Origin of the sequence: Chamaesiphon minutus PCC 6605 (assembly GCF_000317145.1) — a bacterium.
GTDB classification, from domain to species: Bacteria; Cyanobacteriota; Cyanobacteriia; order Cyanobacteriales; family Chamaesiphonaceae; genus Chamaesiphon; species Chamaesiphon minutus.
Genome location: NC_020053.1, coordinates 216,725 through 235,136, shown reverse-complemented (window position 1 = coordinate 235,136; position 18,412 = coordinate 216,725). Strand labels below are relative to the sequence as shown.

The window sequence follows — 18,412 nt, the reverse complement described above, 5'->3', positions numbered from 1 at the left end:
TCGTCGCTATTTACCATGAATAAAAAACCAAAAAAATCTCCACCCGTTCCACCACAAACAAACTTCGTTAAAATCCTCCACGGTTTAATTATTATCAGTCTGTTTATCATGATTGGTAGTGGTTTGCAAATCTACAATGCGACTCCAGTATTTGGCGGTAAAGGTGGTTGGTCTTTTCCGAAGTGGGCAACTTTAGGCGGTTGGTTAGCTGGCGGTCGAAATTGGCACTTTGCAGCTATGTGGGTGTTTGCCTTTACCTTACTAATTTATGGGATTTATATCTTCCTAACTAAACGCTGGAAAAGGAAATTTGTCTCCGAACAAGATCTTAAAGCCTTGAAAGTCGGGCAAAATCCTAAGCGACGTACTTATGCTTGGCACCGCATCATCTACACGGGAATTATTCCGGTGTTATTACTGTCGATCGCATCAGGATTGGCAATGTACAAACCCGCTCAATTACATTGGCTAGCAGGACTATTTATCAATTGGCAGATTTTACGGACGGTACATTTTTTGACGGTGCCAATCTCATTATTATTTATCCTGTTTCATGTGGTTATGGGAATTAGGGCTGGCGGATTGAGTTTGACTCGATCGATGTTTCAACCTTAAAAATTTATGGCAACATTACACAATTGACGATCGCAATTCAACTGTCGATCCATGTCAATCCTTACCCAACAACAGCAACCCAACCAACTCAACCAGATACAACGATACAACCATGATTCGATCGATCGCACCTGATGATACTGCGGCATTAATCGCTCTAGCCAAAGCAGCGATTCCATTCGAGCCAAACGAGATCGAGGAACTCTCGGACTTGCTGACGCGGCATTTCGATGACGCAGTTAATAGCCATGACTTCTGGCTTACTGACGACGACAATGGGCTAGTGAGCGTCGTATATGTAGCACCAGAGCGAATGACTCAGGGGACTTGGAATCTGTATTTAATTGCCGTCCATCCCGATCGCCAACAGCAAGGACGCGGTACAGCGATACTCGCCCATGTGGAACAGATGTTGGCTAAACGCGGCGAACGCTTGCTATTAGTAGAAACGGCTGGGACTGAAGATTTTGAATACGTGCGGGCATTTTATCGCCATCAAGGTTATGTAGAAGAGGCAAGGATTCGTGACTTTTATGCAGATAGTGTCGATAAAATTGTCTTTCGCAAACAGCTTAGCGCAGACGGATGATAATACCAGGCGATCGAACTATTTACATTTACTCGACTAATTATATTTTCACTCTTCTACCACATTAATCTCTATGAATCAGATCGAACTCCCCAATCATCTCACTCGTCGCCAAGCTATTCAACTGTTAGGGATATCCGGTATCGGTTATCTGCTTGGAAGTTGTAGTAGCGAATTGACTACTAAGATCGGCGAGCTATCAGAACCATTAAATCAGTCGTTTGGTGAATTACTTGTCAGACCTCAATTGCTCATCCCTGAATTTTCTAAAAGTGCGATCGATCCCAAAGCTCTACTACTTAATAGTTATGAGGGTACTCCTGAAATCGATCCCGATGAATATCGGTTGACTATCGATGGCGAAGTGAAATTTCCGATGGAGCTGAAATTAACAGCTTTAAAACAAATTCCATCAACGTCAATAATTATGCAACATGTTTGCGTCGAAGGCTGGGCGGTGATCGTTCAATGGGGTGGTTTCCGAATCCGCGATTTAGCCAAAATGGTGCAACCGAAAGATAGTGCTAGATATGTCTTATTTCAATCGGCAGATAAATATACTGAAAGTTGGGATCTGGCTTCTGCCATTCACCCGCAAACCTTACTCGCTTATCAAATGAATGGACAACCACTGCCTGACGATAATGGTGCGCCACTTCGCCTCGCATCGCCGATTAAATTGGGCTATAAACTATCAAAATGGGTCACAAAAGTTACTTTTACCAGTCAAATTCCTAAAGGTGGGAAAGGTTACTGGGAAGAACAAGGTTATGAATGGTTTGCTGGGATTTAGCGATCTAAATATTTACAATGAAAGTAGAGATTAAAATCGCCTCGATCGCCGATCTAGAAATCCTGTTACCACTCGTTCGAGCTTTCCATGAATTTGAGAATCTTCAGATTGCAGACGATCGCCGAAAAAGTTCGTTGATAACTTTATTAGGCAATAAAGAATTCGGTGGAATTTGGATAATTTACAGCGATCTTCAACCTGTTGGTTATATCACACTGTGTGTTGGCTATAGTATTGAATTCGGTGGCAAAGATGCCTTCATCGATGAGTTTTATATTAATCCAGAATTTCGTGGCAGAGGGATCGGCACGCAAACCTTAGAATCGATCGAACTAGCCGCAAAAGATCTCGATATTCGAGCGATTCATCTAGAAGTCGCGAGAACTAATACTAAGGCTCATCGACTGTACGAACGATCCAATTTCAAGACGCGCGAAAAATATGTATTGATGTCAGTCAATTTGTAACTGATGTCAATCGCTCAGATCGCGATCGCCAAATCGGGAGAATACATCGGTAGTTGCACTTTAGGATGAAAGCCGAATTTAATCATTAAACCTCAGCCGAACCTGAAATCGACTTTTTGAGAAATTCAATCAATATCCTCACTTTGAGCGGAACGTAGGCACGAGAAGGATAGACTAGCCAAGCTGCGGTGTTAAAGTCAGTTGCGGTTACGGCATAATCAGGAAAAACATCAACCAGATTACCCGATCGGAGATCTGCGGCAATTAACCAGTTTGGGAGCAGTGCTATACCCATCCCCGCGATCGCGCATTGCCCAAGCGCGATCGCACTAGAAATCACCGTGCGTCCAAAGATGGGAATTTCACTTAGTTCTCCCTGGCGATTCTTGAAGATCCATCTCGATCGAAATCCGGCGAGTGGAAATAGTAGACAATTATGGTGCTCCAAATCTCTGGGGTACTGGATTTTGCTCGATCGCTTCAGATAATCTGGACTAGCGCACACCGAATAGTGGGTTCGCATCAGTTGTTGGGCAATTAGGGTCGAATCTGCCAGGAGTCCCAGTCGTACCGCGAGATCGATTCTGTCAACTACCAAATCGACAACTGTATCGGCGAGCAGGAGATCGATTGTCAAATCGGGATACAACCGTTGGAATTCTGCTAAAAGTGGCACGATACATTTGTGCCCGAATGAAACGGAAGCCGTAACGCGCAAGGTGCCTTGGGGTTGCCCAGAGACATCTGTAGCGATGTTGGTGGCTTGCTGGATTTCTTCAATCAGCGGTTCGATGCGATCGAAATAAGTCGCTCCCGCCTCGGTAAGCGACAATTGGCGCGTCGTCCGCTGAAATAACCCGATCCCCAATTCTGCTTCCAAACTGGCGATCGATCGCGAAACTGAAGACGGATCGAGATTGCGATTGCGAGCAACAGCGGCAAAACTACCCTGCCTCACTACCTCCACAAAGATTTGTAATCCGGATACATCCATTTCCAATCGATCGACACTAATTTGCCGATTCATTGTTTTACTCATGGTAATTTTACACCAGTTAACAGCCATTGATGCGAAAAACGCACGAGAGATGTGCGTTGAATTATATTTACTGCTACTTTTACAGCAAGTATGGTGTTGTTATCGCTCGATTCGATCGACTACCAAACCACCTGGAATCTCAAGGAGCAACAGATCGTGAACATTCAAGATGCAATTGCACTAGTGACTGGTGCCAATCGCGGCATTGGCTATGCCTTCGTCAATGGACTATTACAAGCTGGGGTTACGAAGGTTTATGCAACTGCCCGCAAAATTGATAGCTTGACAGCAGTAACGGCTCTCGATCCGCGCCGAGTCATCCCACTTCAACTCGATGTCACCAACCATAGCCTCGTCCATGCCTTGCCCTCACAAGCACCTGATGTCAATCTCTTGATTAATAATGCGGGCATTCTCGCCTTTGGCAATATCCTCGAAGTACCCACAGAGACTATCTCCAGCCAGTTTAATACCAATTTCTATGGTTCTCTGAATATGGCACGGGCATTCGTTCCAGTAATCGAGCGTAACAATGGTGGGGCGATTGTCAATATTCTAACCTTAGTTGCCCTTGCCAGTATGCCAGGATTAGCTGTCTATAATGCTTCCAAAGCAGCCGCTTGGTCGATGACACAATCCCTTCGCGCCAGCGTTGCCGCCAAGGGGATCGCCGTTCACGGGGTCTTTCCTGGTGCTGTAGATACACAGATGTTAGCAGGTGTCGATATGCCCAAGACTAGTCCTGCGGATATCGTCAAGGCGGTGTTGTTGGGGATCGAAGCTGGGCAGGAAGATATCTTCCCCGATCCCATGTCAGATCGAGTCTACACTGCATGGCGGCAAGACCATAAAGCGATCGAAAAACAATTCGCCACGATGTAATAGATCGGGACTGTTACCGAACAGTCCCTCATTAACACAATTCAATCTAACAGAGTCGTCCCAATGTCTACCATCATGATTACTGTTGGCAATCTAGCTGAAAATGGTGCCGAATCACTGGAACGTTACGCACAAGGGGTAATCCCATTACTCGAACAGGCAGGTGTCAAAATTCTGGGTCGCTATCAGGGCATCGAAGCCTTAGTCGGCGAACATCCCTTCGATTTGGTCGCAGTAATGGAATTCCCTAGCTTGGAAGCCATGAAACAGTTTCTCGCCAGCGATGCGTATGGTGCGATGATTCCCGATCGAGAACGAGCTTTCAAATATCTCCGAACTTTTGCTTGCAATACACTCTAACGAAATGACCAAACCAGAACTTTTTTGGATTAGCGGCAGCCCACCCGCTTGGCGAGTGATGCTGGCACTAGAAGTTAAAGAAATCGACTATATTTCTCGACAATTAGATGCTGCGGCGAACGAACATAAGTCTGCCGATTTCTTAAATCTTAATCCTCGCGGACAAGTACCAGTCTTGCGGGTAGGGGATGCGATCGTGCGTGAATCTCTGGCAATTATCGCCTATCTCGATCGGTTGCAACCCACTCCACCGCTATTAGGAATCGATCCGATTTCGACAGCGGCAATCTGGCAATGGTTAATGGATTTCGAGCATAATTTATGTCCAGCATTAGCAACCGTAGCCCAAGCAATTTTCCGCGATCGGGTTGAAGATCGAGTTGATGAAATTGCTGCCGCGATCGAGATAGTTATGGCTGAAATTCAGCAGATCGATTCTCGATTATCTCAACAACAGTATCTATATGAGGGTTCGTTGAGTGCAACTGACATTACGTTTTATCCCAGTTGGCAATGGCTTCGACGTGCCCTCACTAAAAACAAGATCCCATCAGCCAGACATTAGCCGATCTGCTGGCAAACGCTGTAAACATCATGCGCTGGGAAAGCACGATCGTCGCTTTGCCCGGTTATCAACGCACCTATCCACCACATTGGCGATCGAATCAATCGCGATAATTTTACATAAATAGCTATGAATACCAAGAAAATTGCCGTTTTAGGTACAGGCGCGATGGGATCGCGGCTGGTGCAAAACCTGCTCGCTGCTGGTTATCCAGTCACGATTTACAACCGCACGGCGGATAAAGTACAGCCACTGCTCGATCGAGGAGCTATTTATGCAGTAACGCCCAGAGAAGCTGCCGATCGAGCTGATATTATAATTAGTATGGTCAGAGATAATGATGCCTCTCGACAGGTTTGGCTCGATCCAGAATCTGGGGCGATCTTAGGTTTGGGAAAAGAGGCGATCGCGATCGAATCTAGCACCCTAACGGTAGAATGGTCGATCGAATTGGCAGCAGCAATCGAGCGACATGGATCGGCATTTCTCGATGCGCCAGTTGTCGGCTCGCGTCCACAAGCGGAAGCTGGAAAACTGATTTATCTGGTTGGCGGCAATGCGGAAGTCTTAACAACAGCGGAGCCTGTGCTGTTAGCCGCAGGGGGTGCGATCGTGCATCATCTGGGTTCGATCGGTAGCGGGATGGCCATGAAACTTGCCGTTAATGCCCTGTTTGGCGTTCAGGTTGCGGCATTAGCAGAAATACTTGGGCTACTAGACAAGCAAGGAATTTCAAGCGATCGAGCGATGGCAAGTCTCGGTGAATTACCCGTCATCAGTCCAGCAGCAAAAGTAGCTGGCAGTCTCATGGTAACGAATAATCATGCACCACTATTCCCGATCGATTTAGTGGAAAAGGATTTTCGGTATGTTCTGCAAACCGCACAAGCGGCTGATGCTTCAATGCCATTATCTACAGCCATTCACAACATTTTTCAGGCAGCGATCGATCTAGGTTTTGGCAACAACAACATTACAGGGGTTGTTCGGCTATATATCCCTACTATTTAGACAAGAATTTGGCTCTTTCGGACTTAGAGTGATAAACTAAAATTATTCAAATAGGCGCAGCGCAGCTTATTTGAATAAGCAAGCCAATAGTTTTTCTCTCATCAATTCAAAACTGACAAAGCCATAACTTTGCCTGAGAATTAGCTTGATTTTAGTATTAATTTCCTCGGTCACACCACTAGTAGTTCTGTTACTGTTGCATTAGGTAAATTCAGCAGAGAATTCAGGTGAAAGTCCATGAAAATCTTGAGGGTAGAATGTAGCGACAGCTACATTCTACCCGATTTTGCTGAGAGCAACTCCAGAGAGACTATAGCAAGACAATCTGAGAATTTGCTGAGAATAACAGGAGAAAAATCTCAGCATAAATTTAGATAATTCCTGGTTTTTTCTCAGAGAAATTGTGTTTTTGTCAGAGATACTTGGATTGACAAGCCGATGAATCATTCACAAGCACTTATCTCAATGGCGTACTTCGACTCCTCTGTTACGAGTAGTCTCTCCAGTGGAGAATCGATAAATCTGCTAGTAAATGATTTCAATCGGACTTTAAGTTTGTATGTCCAACTAGGACTTTATCAAAACTCAATCATTTGCAGATATTTTGCTATTGGAACCAGAAAACACAATTAATAGTTAAATTCAAGCCATCTAACACTTAATAATTTTCCCACCATGACATATAAATATCCGTTTCTATTTAGCCTCTCGATTCTGTCACTAATCATAGTTGCCTATGGCATTCCGCACGCGATTTTATCTAGCCCTGTTGCTGATTCGGCTCCTGTCATATTAGCAGGAATAAAAATCGATCCGCCAGTCGATATTCCCGCAACTAAAGTTAAAGGCGAACAAACGATCGTCTTAGCTGGCGGCTGTTTTTGGGGCATAGAAGCAGTATTCGAGGATCTTAAAGGTGTTTCTAGTGTCGTTTCTGGCTACTCTGGCGGCACTGCGGTAACTGCTAATTACAATCTCGTCAGTACTGGCATGACAGATCATGCCGAAGCAGTCAAAATTACTTACGATCCCCAACAAATTTCTTATGGGCAGTTATTAAAGATTTATTTTCTAATTGCCCACGATCCGACTCAAGTAAATCGTCAAGAACCCGATAGCGGTACTCAATATCGATCGGCAATATTTTTCAATAATCCCGAACAGCAGCAAGTAGCCAAAGCTTATATCGACAGGCTGAATAAATCTCGCATTTTCCCCAAACCGATTGCGACCCAAGTAGTACCATTAACTAAATTCTATGCCGCTGAGGAATACCATCAGAATTTTATCGTCCGCAATCCTACTCAAGCCTATATCGTCAGATTCGATTTACCAAAACTCGCACAACTGCGTCAGCAATTTCCCAACCTGATAAAAAAAGGTTAGAGCTTTAATCGAGCTTCTAGCGACCCATTCGCGTAGCATCCACTTTGTGAAATCGTTCCATCAACTAACTAATTACAATGAACAGACGAACTTTATTATTTGCCTCGCTCGTACCGATCGGTACGGCTAGCGCACTATTTTTCTCGTCCAGAAAATCTGAATCGATCGCCAAAACTTCCAGTAAATTTGAGGTAACAAAAACTGAAGCTCAGTGGCGCAAGATTCTGACTCCAGAACAATTTGAGGTACTCCGAAAAGAGGGTACAGAACGTGCTGGTACTAGCCCGCTAACGGCAGAACACCGTCAGGGTAAATTTGCTTGTGCTGGCTGTAATTTGCCGCTGTTTGTTTCCGAAACCAAGTTTGAAAGCGGTACTGGCTGGCCGAGTTTTTATGCACCGATCGCTAATGCCGTTAAAACTTCGGTAGACACATCATTCGGTGTGACTCGAACGGAGGTTCACTGTCGTCGCTGTGGGGGGCATTTGGGACATGTATTTGAAGATGGCCCAAAACCGACTGGACTACGCTATTGCATGAATGGAGTTGCGATGAAGTTTATCATTGATTCTAATCTTATTTGAGTGGGGTCTGGCTAGTCTGAAGTCTGGCGATCGAATTGAGGTTTTAGCTTAGGTGATGAATTAAGGCTATTTGTAGAACCATCGACATAAAATAGTTAATACGTTAACGATCTGGCTGATAAATTAACCTCGACCTAAATGCCCAGCTCATCCTCAAATTTCGACTTTTTACAGCAATGGAGATACGCTCTAGCTCCTTACAACTTAGGTCATAAACTGAAGCTCACATCCCAACTGATGTATCGAGATTTTCTAGAGCGGCTCGAACCCTATGGCTTAACTCCATTTCACTACTTAGTTTTGTGCTGCTTGTGGGAAGAAGACGGTCTCTCAACTACAGGCATTGCCGATCGACTCAAACAACTCGGTGCATCGCTAACTGGAGTAGTCGATCGGATGGAAGAGCGTAACCTCGTGTATCGACAGCGTAACTTAGACGATCGCCGGATCGTCCGAGTCTGGCTCACAGATGAAGGCAAACAACTAATGTACGTTCTCCCACCACTGGGCGCACAAACTATCGCCAAAGCGACCGATCGCTTGTCAGCAGCCGAACAAGCCACTATTATCGATCTCCTCGATCGGATCGCTCAAAATTTTAGCTAACGACGCGATCGGTCGGGGGTTGACCTTTACCTAATTAGTTAATATATTAACTATCAATATATTAATTAATTGCTTGACCTGAATCGTGCGGTACGGGCAACAGATATTCGTGACAATCGAATTTCACTAACTTAGGAGGTAAAATGCCAAAACTCAGTATCAAACAAAAAAACTGGTTGCTCTCAGCTCACGTTGGTTTTGCGGCATTGTGGACGGGAGCCGTCTTGAGTATGTTTCTGCTCTCACTGCGAAATACCAAATCAGCCGATGGAGCTGTATTGAACGCACTAGATTCCGCGATTAATCTACTAGATGATTGGATCGTCATTCCTGCTGCCATTGGTTCGGTGGTGACAGCAACGTTTTTGTGCTGGACGACAAATTATGGATTTACCAAGTTTTATTGGGTGATAACGAAGTGGGTGCTAACGACTGGATTGGTTGTCTTTGGAACGTTTTGGCTATTTCCGTGGGGTAATGCTGCCGAACGAATATCAGCGCAAGAGGGGTTGCAAGCGTGGAGTAATCCAGTGTATGAATTTGATGCTAAGGGTGTGTTGATTGGAACGATAATTCAAGTTCTTTTTCTGGCTTTCATCATTGGGATTTCGGTACTCAAACCTTGGGGAAGACGACCGGATTCGGCAAAAGGTCAAGTTAGTGCAGATTAATTGGTTGAAAAGTAGCAGCCTCTCAAAACAGCGATCGATCGCTACTTATCGATCGGATGATGTTTTATTCGAGAAATAGCTGCAAATCTTATGTTCAGATTATTTAATTTCTCAAAATATTTAGATCGTTACTAATTACAAACTCACAACCTGAGTTTTTCCTGAGAAATTGCTGAATATATTATAAGTATAATCTCTCGAATTTCTCAGCTAATGTTTAGCTCCTCATCATTCACCGCCTGGATTCTCAAGTCATACTAACAGCAGATTCAAATGGTATTGTACCTCTGCTCCAACTATGAACCAGAAATCCAATCCAACTCTGATCTTGGGAGGTGGTTTTGTCGGGCTATTTACGGCTCTGCATCTGAGCCGTCAAAACTACCAACAACCGATCGTGTTAGTCGATCGAGAAGATCGGTTTAGTTTTAAACCACTCCTCTACGAACTACTCAGCGGCGAACTGCACCCTCGCCAAGTTCATCCGCGCTATACCGACTTGCTTGCCGAATCGAGTGTTACGTTCGTCCAAGACACTGTAAAATCGATCGATCTGCACCGCCAGCAGGTTGTATTGGCTTCTGGACGAGATTATGCTTACGATCGCTTGGTGCTGGCATTGGGTAGTAAGGTGACTTACTTGGAGACCCCTGGCGCGGCGGAGTATGCACTGCCGCTGACATCTGGTGCAGAGGCGATCGCTTTACGCGACAGGTTACAAGCGCAATTGCGACGAGCCGTAATGACTCCAAACCCCAAGGAACGTTGTCCGTTACTGACGGTAGCCGTTATTGGAGCAGGGCCTGCGGGGATCGAATTAGCCTGCACTCTGGGCGATTTATTGCCCCTGTGGTACGAAGATCTCGGTGGCGATGTCGATGAAGTGCGGGTAATACTCATCAATCGCAGCGGCGAACTGCTCAAAGGCGATATCAATAGCAAATTGCGCTCTAATGCCTACCGTGCGCTCAAGCAGCGGGGCGTACAATTACTATTCGATGCCGCAGTTGCCGCCATTCACCCCGATGCGGTGGAGTTCAAACGGGGCGAGCGTACCTACTCCATCAAAGCTGGCACGATTGCCTGGACAGCCGGAACCTCACCTCATCCGTTATTGATGGAATTACCCATTAGTAAGCCGGAATATCGCGATCGACGGGGCAGATTACTCGTCACCCCGACGTTGCAATTGCCCGATTTTCCAGAGGTGTTTGCTGCTGGAGACTGCGCTACTAATCGTGACGACCCGCAACCGCCTACCGCTCAAGTTGCTTATCAACAAGGTAAAGCGATCGCCCACAATTTACAAGCGATCGAGGAGGGCAAACCCCTAGCACCAGCTATGGTACATCTGCGGGGCACTTTAATGAAATTGGGGCTAAATGAAGGCGTTGCCAACTTGTTCGATAAATTCCCCATCAAAGGTCAGCCAGGACATTTAATTCGCACGGCTACCTATCTCGAATTACTACCCACCATCTGGCGCAATGTCAAAGTTACTGCCGATTGGCTGACTGACGAAATTTTTCAACAGCATCAACCTTTTCACTCCCAAAGATTGGGTCGCACGCCTTGGCTCTCAGGTATGGCGACGATCGCCGCCGGAGTCCTCATCGCCACGCCGCTGATCTGGCGTGCCGCCCAACCAACACAGTTTCAACAACAGATGAATTCGACAGGGATGCCAACTTTACTCGATCGAATGGCACCTAAAAAATAAGGCGATTTTAATCCAAAATCCAAAATTCCTACACGAGAATCTTGCTATGAAAACTATCTACAATCTCCATACCGCTGTCACTGTCAATCGCGTCGTACTCGGACTATTTTTCTTTGTCTCTGGTATTTCCAACTATCTCAACTTCAGCATTAAAAATGGCTTCTATCAAACCGTACTGACCCAAAAACTCCAATTGTGGGGGCCATTCCCCGCTGGCTGGCAGGGAGTTGGCCCATTGCCCGATCTTATCGCTGTGCCTTATGGCTGGTTGTTGCCATTGGCAGAAATTGTGTTAGGAGCCTTATTCGCGTTTAATTTCTGGATCGAGTGGACGGGATTGCTACTGATCCTCTTGACTTTTAGTATTATTCTCGCCTTTGGTGTCGTCCCTGCGGGAACTCTATTTCCCAATGCGGCGGAAAGCTTTAATAAAAACATTTTCTTTATGACATTGGTGTGGATCTGTATTGCATACGATCGGTATGCCAAGAAAATGAGTCAACGCAGAGCGCGCTCGGCTGAATACGATCTTGCTCATGCCGATGAATTTCCAGGCAGCGGGCACTCTGCCGAACTCTAGAGTTCAACTGCGGCTGCTTGAAACATGTTAGACGATCTGCTTAAGCATATCTAATCCAGAATTGAGAGCTTCCCGATCCGAATGTTCGGCACCGAAAATTGCTTCCATCAAAGCGAATTTCGATTCATAAAAAGGCAATCGCTCCAGCAATGAGTCAATCGCTGGGTACGTTGATGTCAGCCGCTCGACAAACGAACTACCATAACTAACGAAAAGTCCTGCTATGTCCCAACCAGGATCGCCCCATCCTAATGAACCAAAGTCTACGATCCCAGTGATATTCTTCTCGCCGTCCCATAAAATATTACTCGAACCAAAGTCACCGTGTCTCAGCACACAAGGTAGGCTTGGCAGTTGCTCGATATGAGATTGAATTTGAGAACGCAACAGCTCGGCAGTTGTCGAAGCCACCTTGGGAAAAACAAATCGCTCTGCTTTATTAAGCAAATTTGTCCACCATCGGCGATCGATCTGAGGCAGATCGATATTACTCAAGACAACTGGCTCGATCTCATGTAAAGACTTCAAGAAACTACCAAGCTGAGTTGCTAGACGCTCTTCGATCGAGTCGTTAAGATTTTGCACCGAACAGAGCGGTTCGCCAGGAAGTTGTTGATGAAGTGTAATGATTTCGTCTCCAACCTCTACTAATTGCATGTGGGGAACTGGCAGAATGAGCCGATCTCGAAGGAGCGGCAAAACTGTAGCTTCTCGACAAACTCCTGCGATCGCTTCAGCATGGCGAGGGCGGCGAATTACGATATTACCTAAGATGGCAACATCACTGTTTTGACTGTCGATAATCTTCATCCCAGTGCTTTCCACTAATTCTGAGGTTTACACATCTGCTCTAATTCCTGCGATCTTAGCAAGCAACAAGTCTATTAATATTTGACAGGCAATCTTTAAATACTGGCACCGATCGATAGTCTGAGTCGCTTAACGTTTCGGTTGAGCGGCTCTGAGCAACCTCTGCTCCACCACCGAGATCGACTGCAACAGTCAACTCTAGCTAGGTTGTGATGCCATTTCGCTCTGCCAATCTCTTCGCAAAATTGCCCATAACTTTACATCCTCAAACACTCCCCATTTTCGGACTCGCTGACGCAGCAGCCCTTCTGGTAAAAACCCATTTGTCTGCAATACTTTGCCCGATCCTGGATTTCTATTCATGTGATAAGCATAGAGTCTATTGAGATCTAAATCTTCAAATCCAAAGCGAAGTATCGGCTTTAATGCCTCGCTCATATATCCTTGTCCCCACATCTCAACTGCTAACCAAAAACTCAATTCAGCTTGAGAATGCTCTGTCTCAATATCTCGAATCTCGATAACTCCGCAAAATGCTCGATCGGATTTGCGCTCGATTGCAAATGAAACTGAATGCCCTGCCTCAAATTCGGCAATTTGTCTTCGGAGATATTGCGCCGCCTCACCATTAGGATATGGGTGGGGGATCGAAATCATCGTATCGGCAACTTCACGACGACTCGCCACACGTTGGATTGACGGCACATCTGCAAGGGATAAGGGGCGCAGGATCGATCTGGTCGTTTCTAGCGTAGATTGAGGAAGCATGAAATGATGTTATCGAGGATATTATCGTTGCAGAGTCATGGCGATGACTGCTGCAACATTAATATTGGGAAGTCCAGCTAATCCTGGCAAAATGTCGGTACCAGCGTAGACGATCGGCAATTCATCCGCCTGCCACACCCAAATTTGCTCTCTCTGAATATCGATAAGCCACGCCAATTGAGTACCATTGGTCAAACAGTGGAGAATTTTATTTTGTAGATCCAGGATACTTTGGTCGGGGGATCTAATTTCAATTACCCAATCGGGCGCACCTTCAAACGGGCCATCAGTTTGAGGAAGACGATCGATCGCGATTACCGCAAGATCGGGAACGGGCGAAATCGGCGAAATGATGCAGCGCAGCTCCTGGATCGCCTCGTAGAGATCGGTATTTTGATTAATCCAATTGACTAAGTTTCGCTGAAGACGAGAATGGTAGAGGGTGGGCATGGTTTTCTGGCGGGCAGTGCCATTGATAAATTCCCATGCCGGAGAAGCCTCGATATTTTGCTGCATGAGGAATTCAGCGAGTGGTCTAGCGATGGTCGATCGCATTGCATTTGAATGAATGGTGACAGTATCTCTTAGCTTTCTATTGTAACGTAATCTTTGTTCTATTAGATAGAATTTATCAGCAAAAACTTATTTAAATAAATGGAAATTTTAATATACAATTAATATTTAGAAATTTTAACCAACTTAGAATTATTTGAATACTGCTCGCTCGAATCTTTTGGTTAAAAAAGTACTGCGGCTACTTCGATCGAACTCACTGCTGTCGAACTTGAATTGCTAAATCAGACGCGAACTGGGTAACTGGGAGGGAAAACCTCCCAGTTACCCGATTATACGGCGCAATAATCTTTCGCTGCTTGCCATCGCACGATAAGTTTAGCAAGATTGAACATTGCACTCGCTAAGTTCACTTCAAAATCGGCAGCAGCACAGTGATTTGCTGTATCTGTGATACCCCGTAGCTCAACGTATTGCTTCTGAGCAAATTGGCTCGATCTTGCACCTCCAACTCCTTCCCAAGCGACTGCAACACAACCCGTGAGATAGGCTAGTTCTTGCCCTCGCTCAACCGTAACAACGTCTTCATCTCCGCTCGCAATTAAGCCAAAATGCAACCGGAAGTCCCACTCTGTTCGCGGGAGCTGCTTTAGCGTGTCAATGACTTGAGGAGTACCAGTAAATCGAGGCAATGGACGGTTCACAAATTTGAGATTGTAATCATGCTCAACGGTTGCAGTCGCTGCAACAATATCTCCAATCTCTAACTCGTTTGATAATGCTCCGGCTGCTCCTGCACAAATCAGCAATTCGACTTGGGGTAATTGACAAAGTAAGTATTGTGACTGTACGCCAAACTGTGTCTTACCGTGTCCACCCAATGCCAGCAGTAAGTTCAGTTCATGAAACTCAAAAATCTCTAAGCTACCCAAAAGAGATTTGTGCTTTTTGAATCCAAACTGTTCCAATGCGTTCACAAGCGCAAATAACTCTTCTTCAAGTGGGGTGAGGATAGCAGTCTCGATCATATCAAGTTATTCCATTAAGGTACTACGCAGCATGATAACCACCATCTACGTATAGGATCTCACCTGTGACGTAAGAAGAGGCATCACTCGCCAAAAACAAATAAGCACCCAAAAATTCATCAACGGTTCCACGTCGTCCCATTGGTGTAAACGTTACGACGCGCTGCTGATAGGGATCTTCTGCATCGAACCGAACATCTGCCATGATGTTCTCGATATAGCCAGGAGCCACGGCATTGACGCGCACTCCTCGCTGTGCCCATTCCACCGCCATTGTGCGAACGAGTTGATTGATGCCACCCTTGGAAGCTGCGTATGGAGCCAATCCAGGAATACCTGCACTTCCTGCGATCGAAGAAGTCATAATAATGCTGCCACAACCAACACTTAGCATGTGTTGCGCCGCGAATTGAGCACAGAAATAGTAGCCACGCAGATTAATGTCTAGGATTTTGTCCCACTCATTTTCTGCATATTGTTCAGCAGGTTTAATGATGTCAGTTCCAGCGTTACAGATCGTGACATCAAGCGTTCCATGTTGCTCAAGGGCAGTGGAAACAAAGCGTTGACAGTCAGCCCGGTTTTGCACATCCAAAACGACTGATTCAACAGCTAAACCGCAAGAATTAAACTCCTGCCTAGTATTTTCAAGTTCTTCGCGATCCCATGATGAAATGATTACCTTTGCGCCGCGTTCGGCAAAGCCTTGAGCGATCGCTTTACCTAGCCCTCGGCTTGAACCACTAATGCAAACCACCTTGTTTTCGACACTAAATAGGTCTTTCACCATAACTCATTTCACCATGACTCATTTGCAGTTTCCTTCGTTTTTCATTATCTCTAATGAATCTCCAGACGATCCTGACAACTCATAATGATTTTCCACCCATTGCCCTCACCAGTAGACTGAGCCGTATAACGTTCCCAATCACCCGCCGCAGACAACCTCTGTATTATAACCAACTCTCGGCGATCGGCGTGCGTGGGCGTTGTTATGCGACGATCGCTCACAGACTCGGTGACTCAACTGTACACACTAACTTTATTTGAGCAGCATAACGGTTAGCCCATTGGTTCTCCTATAATTCCTGTGATAGAAACTAGCCCAGCACTAGATGTGGTGTTGAAAATAAAATCTTCTGCTTCCCTGGCACTATATGCAAGAGCTATCACGGGAGATCTGGTAGAGCCAGCCCATCTACGTAGCCAAAAAGTTGAGGTTGAGCAAGATTTTGATAAACCCGCGCAAGAATTCAATATCACTGCCGATAGCTCAACCGATACATTAAGAGCATCGCAGTTGATTAAGGACTCCCAATTATGAAATTACAATCTCGCCTCTGGGCACTTTCACTCGTTGTTGTCGGTAGTGCTGCTGCTCTCACCGCTCATACCGTCTATTCCCAAACATCATTCCCACAAAATTCCAATTCAAACGTACTGAGCAATCGTAGCACCCTACAGCCGGGGATCAATCGGGTCACATTCCAAAGCGAAGGCGAAACTTTGGTTGGCAATCTCTATCTCCCTGCTAACTACAAAACTGGTGACAAACTGCCAACCGTAATCGTAACAGGAGCTTGGACGACTGTAAAAGAACAAATGCCTAATGTTTATGCTCAAAAACTGGCAGATCGGGGATTCGCCACATTTGCATTTGACTTTCGCTATTGGGGAGAGAGTGGTGGTGCGCCGCGTCAGTATGAGTCCCCTAATGCCAAGGTACAGGATATCCGTAATGCAGCATCATTCTTGAAAACTTTATCAGTAGTAGATGGCGATCGCCTTGGTGGTTTGGGTATTTGTGCTAGCGCGGGCTATATGGCACAGGCTGTGGCAAATGATCCTAATTTTAAATCCTTTGCCACAGTTGCAGCTTGGCTACATGACGACAACTCATTAAGTACTGTATTTGGTCGGGAGACGATCTCACGCCGAAACGCTCTGGGCTTGGCGGCACGGGAGAAATACGATCGCACGGGACAAGTAGATTACGTTCCTGCCTATGCTCAAACCGATAAAAATGCGGCAATGAGTGGAGATGTTAGCTATTACGGCAACAAAGATCGCGGCGTTATTCCTGCATGGACAAATCGCTTTGCCGTGATGTCGTGGCATGAATGGCAAGGATTTAACTCATTAGAGATCGCGCCGAATGTGAAAGTGCCAACTCTAATCGTGCATAGTAATGGGTCGGCATTACCTGACAATGCGCGTAAGTTTTATCAGCAATTGGGCGGACAGAAACAATTGGTCTGGGCAGAGGGCAATCACTTGGATTTTTACGATCGCAAGCCTCAAGTTAGCGCAGCCGTTACTGCTTTAACCAGTCATTTTCAAAAGACTTTGTAATTTACTTGCAGCAGAAAAATAGGGGGATAAATCTATGACGAATACTTTAAACTTCATTCACAATTGCCGCAAGTCAACCCTCTAATCGTTCACATTCTCACTCACATTTCCATCTCAACTTTGAAGGAGTCAATATGTCATTATCCCGTCGTCATATGCTTACCGTTGGAGCAACTGGATTGGCTGCGGCGATCGCCCCGCAAATTCTATCTTCCAAACCTGAAGAAGCGATCGCCAATACCCAAAAAGCTCCTACTCCCCAAGCTAAAATCAATACCAATGGCAGATTTGCCGGAAAAGTCGTTCTAATCACAGGAGCCACTTCGGGGATCGGTGAAGGGACAGCTTACGCCTTTGCGCGAGAAGGAGCCAAGGTTTTCTTTTGTGGACGAAGAGAAAATTTAGGACGGCAAGTGGAGGCAAAAATTAAAGCCTTTGGCGGAGAAGCCACCTACATGCGAACCGATGTTCGGAATGAAACGGATGTTAAAAAATTTACCGAAGCGGCAGTCAAAAAATACGGTCGAATTGACATCGCCTTCAACAATGCAGGGATTTTTATGACCCCTGCTGAAATTCAAGATATTACCGCCGAAAATTTTCTCGACATTTTACAAACTAATGTCATGGGCGAGTTCTTTGCGATGAAGTACCAAATTCCTCAGATGCGCCAGCAGGGTCGCGGGGCGATTATTAATATGGCAAGTGTGGCAGGTCACGCTGGCTTTCCCAATACTGCACACTACAATGCCTCTAAACACGGAATCATTGGCATGACTAAAGCTGTCGCACTTGCCAATGCGAAGTACGGAATCCGCGTTAACTCAATTTCACCACTTGCTGTTGACACCCCTCAACTTCAGGAATCCTTTACCTATCAAAAGGTAAATGCTCAGGAAGTCGCTAAAACCTTTGTTACACCCCGGATTATGTCTGTTGACGAAATTGCTCGTGCTGTTATGTTCCTAGCTTCTAATGATGCGACCAGCATCACGGGAATGGATTTAGATGTTACTGGTGGAGAGTTGGCAAAATAGGCAAAGCCACTCAAAAGACATCTCTCGTTTTGCAAT

General features: G+C 45.6%; 24 protein-coding genes and 1 pseudogene. 18 read left to right on the top strand and 7 right to left on the bottom strand.

Annotation, left to right across the window (positions count from 1 at the left end; all coding sequences use genetic code 11):
• Positions 1-15 precede the first annotated feature (15 nt).
• From CHA6605_RS29985 to CHA6605_RS29970, 4 genes are all read left to right on the top strand, one after another.
• On the top strand, positions 16-615 hold the full coding sequence (locus CHA6605_RS29985) for a cytochrome b/b6 domain-containing protein (protein ID WP_015328927.1): 600 nt from the start codon (positions 16-18) through the stop codon (positions 613-615).
• Positions 616-727: 112 nt separating this feature from the next.
• A complete protein-coding gene (locus CHA6605_RS29980) occupies positions 728-1,204 on the top strand; it encodes a GNAT family N-acetyltransferase (protein WP_015328926.1) in 477 nt (158 codons plus the stop codon).
• Between the two features lie 73 nt (positions 1,205-1,277).
• Complete coding sequence (locus CHA6605_RS29975) at positions 1,278-1,997, top strand: molybdopterin-dependent oxidoreductase (protein WP_015328925.1); 720 nt, start codon at positions 1,278-1,280, stop codon at positions 1,995-1,997.
• A 17-nt stretch (positions 1,998-2,014) separates the two neighbouring features.
• Complete coding sequence (locus tag CHA6605_RS29970; protein WP_015328924.1) at positions 2,015-2,464, top strand: GNAT family N-acetyltransferase; 450 nt, start codon at positions 2,015-2,017, stop codon at positions 2,462-2,464.
• Between the two features lie 85 nt (positions 2,465-2,549).
• Here the strand turns inward: CHA6605_RS29970 and CHA6605_RS29965 are convergent, their stop codons facing one another.
• The gene (locus tag CHA6605_RS29965; protein ID WP_041550470.1) at positions 2,550-3,458 is read right to left on the bottom strand and encodes a LysR family transcriptional regulator; all 909 of its coding nucleotides are present in this window, start codon (positions 3,456-3,458) and stop codon (positions 2,550-2,552) included.
• Positions 3,459-3,593: 135 nt separating this feature from the next.
• Here CHA6605_RS29965 and CHA6605_RS29960 point away from each other — a divergent pair, with 135 nt between their 5' ends.
• From CHA6605_RS29960 to CHA6605_RS29945, 4 genes are all read left to right on the top strand, one after another.
• Positions 3,594-4,385, top strand: a complete 792-nt coding sequence (locus tag CHA6605_RS29960) for an SDR family oxidoreductase (protein WP_015328922.1) — start codon at positions 3,594-3,596, stop codon at positions 4,383-4,385.
• Positions 4,386-4,448: 63 nt separating this feature from the next.
• Positions 4,449-4,745 (top strand): DUF1330 domain-containing protein, encoded by a 297-nt coding sequence (locus CHA6605_RS29955; RefSeq protein WP_015328921.1) that lies wholly within the window; start codon positions 4,449-4,451, stop codon positions 4,743-4,745.
• 4 nt (positions 4,746-4,749) lie between these two features.
• Positions 4,750-5,310 (top strand): glutathione S-transferase family protein, encoded by a 561-nt coding sequence (locus tag CHA6605_RS32255; protein ID WP_015328920.1) that lies wholly within the window; start codon positions 4,750-4,752, stop codon positions 5,308-5,310.
• A gap of 129 nt (positions 5,311-5,439) precedes the next feature.
• A complete protein-coding gene (locus tag CHA6605_RS29945; protein ID WP_015328919.1) occupies positions 5,440-6,321 on the top strand; it encodes an NAD(P)-dependent oxidoreductase in 882 nt (293 codons plus the stop codon).
• Positions 6,322-6,387: 66 nt separating this feature from the next.
• Here CHA6605_RS29945 and CHA6605_RS34790 read toward each other — a convergent pair.
• A pseudogene (locus tag CHA6605_RS34790) lies at positions 6,388-6,513 on the bottom strand (transposase); the annotation flags it as partial.
• Between the two features lie 483 nt (positions 6,514-6,996).
• Between CHA6605_RS34790 and msrA the strand changes: the two are divergent.
• From msrA to CHA6605_RS29915, 6 genes are all read left to right on the top strand, one after another.
• A complete protein-coding gene (gene msrA, locus CHA6605_RS29940) occupies positions 6,997-7,707 on the top strand; it encodes a peptide-methionine (S)-S-oxide reductase MsrA (protein ID WP_015328918.1) in 711 nt (236 codons plus the stop codon).
• A gap of 77 nt (positions 7,708-7,784) precedes the next feature.
• A complete protein-coding gene (gene msrB, locus CHA6605_RS29935; protein WP_015328917.1) occupies positions 7,785-8,291 on the top strand; it encodes a peptide-methionine (R)-S-oxide reductase MsrB in 507 nt (168 codons plus the stop codon).
• 138 nt (positions 8,292-8,429) lie between these two features.
• Positions 8,430-8,897: a MarR family winged helix-turn-helix transcriptional regulator gene (locus tag CHA6605_RS29930; RefSeq protein WP_015328916.1), complete on the top strand. Its 468-nt coding sequence runs from the start codon at positions 8,430-8,432 to the stop codon at positions 8,895-8,897.
• A 143-nt stretch (positions 8,898-9,040) separates the two neighbouring features.
• Entirely contained in the window at positions 9,041-9,568 is a 528-nt protein-coding gene (locus tag CHA6605_RS29925; protein WP_015328915.1) for a hypothetical protein, read from the top strand.
• 298 nt (positions 9,569-9,866) lie between these two features.
• A complete protein-coding gene (locus tag CHA6605_RS29920; protein ID WP_015328914.1) occupies positions 9,867-11,288 on the top strand; it encodes an NAD(P)/FAD-dependent oxidoreductase in 1,422 nt (473 codons plus the stop codon).
• Positions 11,289-11,334: 46 nt separating this feature from the next.
• Positions 11,335-11,868, top strand: a complete 534-nt coding sequence (locus CHA6605_RS29915; protein ID WP_015328913.1) for a MauE/DoxX family redox-associated membrane protein — start codon at positions 11,335-11,337, stop codon at positions 11,866-11,868.
• A 27-nt stretch (positions 11,869-11,895) separates the two neighbouring features.
• Here CHA6605_RS29915 and CHA6605_RS29910 read toward each other — a convergent pair whose 3' ends face one another.
• From CHA6605_RS29910 to CHA6605_RS29890, 5 genes are all read right to left on the bottom strand, one after another.
• Complete coding sequence (locus CHA6605_RS29910; RefSeq protein WP_015328912.1) at positions 11,896-12,678, bottom strand: phosphotransferase family protein; 783 nt, start codon at positions 12,676-12,678, stop codon at positions 11,896-11,898.
• A 198-nt stretch (positions 12,679-12,876) separates the two neighbouring features.
• Positions 12,877-13,446 carry a GNAT family N-acetyltransferase gene (locus CHA6605_RS29905; protein ID WP_015328911.1) on the bottom strand — a complete coding sequence of 190 codons (570 nt, stop codon included), beginning with the start codon at positions 13,444-13,446 and terminating at the stop codon, positions 12,877-12,879.
• 21 nt (positions 13,447-13,467) lie between these two features.
• Positions 13,468-14,001, bottom strand: a complete 534-nt coding sequence (locus tag CHA6605_RS29900) for a Uma2 family endonuclease (protein ID WP_015328910.1) — start codon at positions 13,999-14,001, stop codon at positions 13,468-13,470.
• Between the two features lie 290 nt (positions 14,002-14,291).
• Complete coding sequence (locus CHA6605_RS29895) at positions 14,292-14,987, bottom strand: 5'-methylthioadenosine/S-adenosylhomocysteine nucleosidase family protein (RefSeq protein WP_015328909.1); 696 nt, start codon at positions 14,985-14,987, stop codon at positions 14,292-14,294.
• Between the two features lie 22 nt (positions 14,988-15,009).
• A complete protein-coding gene (locus CHA6605_RS29890) occupies positions 15,010-15,744 on the bottom strand; it encodes an SDR family NAD(P)-dependent oxidoreductase (protein WP_232432347.1) in 735 nt (244 codons plus the stop codon).
• Positions 15,745-15,830: 86 nt separating this feature from the next.
• Between CHA6605_RS29890 and CHA6605_RS33415 the strand changes: the two genes are divergently transcribed.
• From CHA6605_RS33415 to CHA6605_RS29875, 4 genes are all read left to right on the top strand, one after another.
• The gene (locus CHA6605_RS33415; protein WP_015328907.1) at positions 15,831-16,037 is read left to right on the top strand and encodes a hypothetical protein; all 207 of its coding nucleotides are present in this window, start codon (positions 15,831-15,833) and stop codon (positions 16,035-16,037) included.
• Between the two features lie 40 nt (positions 16,038-16,077).
• On the top strand, positions 16,078-16,311 hold the full coding sequence (locus tag CHA6605_RS29885; protein WP_015328906.1) for a hypothetical protein: 234 nt from the start codon (positions 16,078-16,080) through the stop codon (positions 16,309-16,311).
• Entirely contained in the window at positions 16,308-17,339 is a 1,032-nt protein-coding gene (locus CHA6605_RS29880) for an alpha/beta hydrolase (protein ID WP_015328905.1), read from the top strand. The genes CHA6605_RS29885 and CHA6605_RS29880 overlap by 4 nt, the downstream gene beginning before the upstream one ends.
• 134 nt (positions 17,340-17,473) lie before the next feature.
• Positions 17,474-18,376 carry an SDR family NAD(P)-dependent oxidoreductase gene (locus CHA6605_RS29875; RefSeq protein ID WP_015328904.1) on the top strand — a complete coding sequence of 301 codons (903 nt, stop codon included), beginning with the start codon at positions 17,474-17,476 and terminating at the stop codon, positions 18,374-18,376.
• Positions 18,377-18,412: the final 36 nt, after the last annotated feature.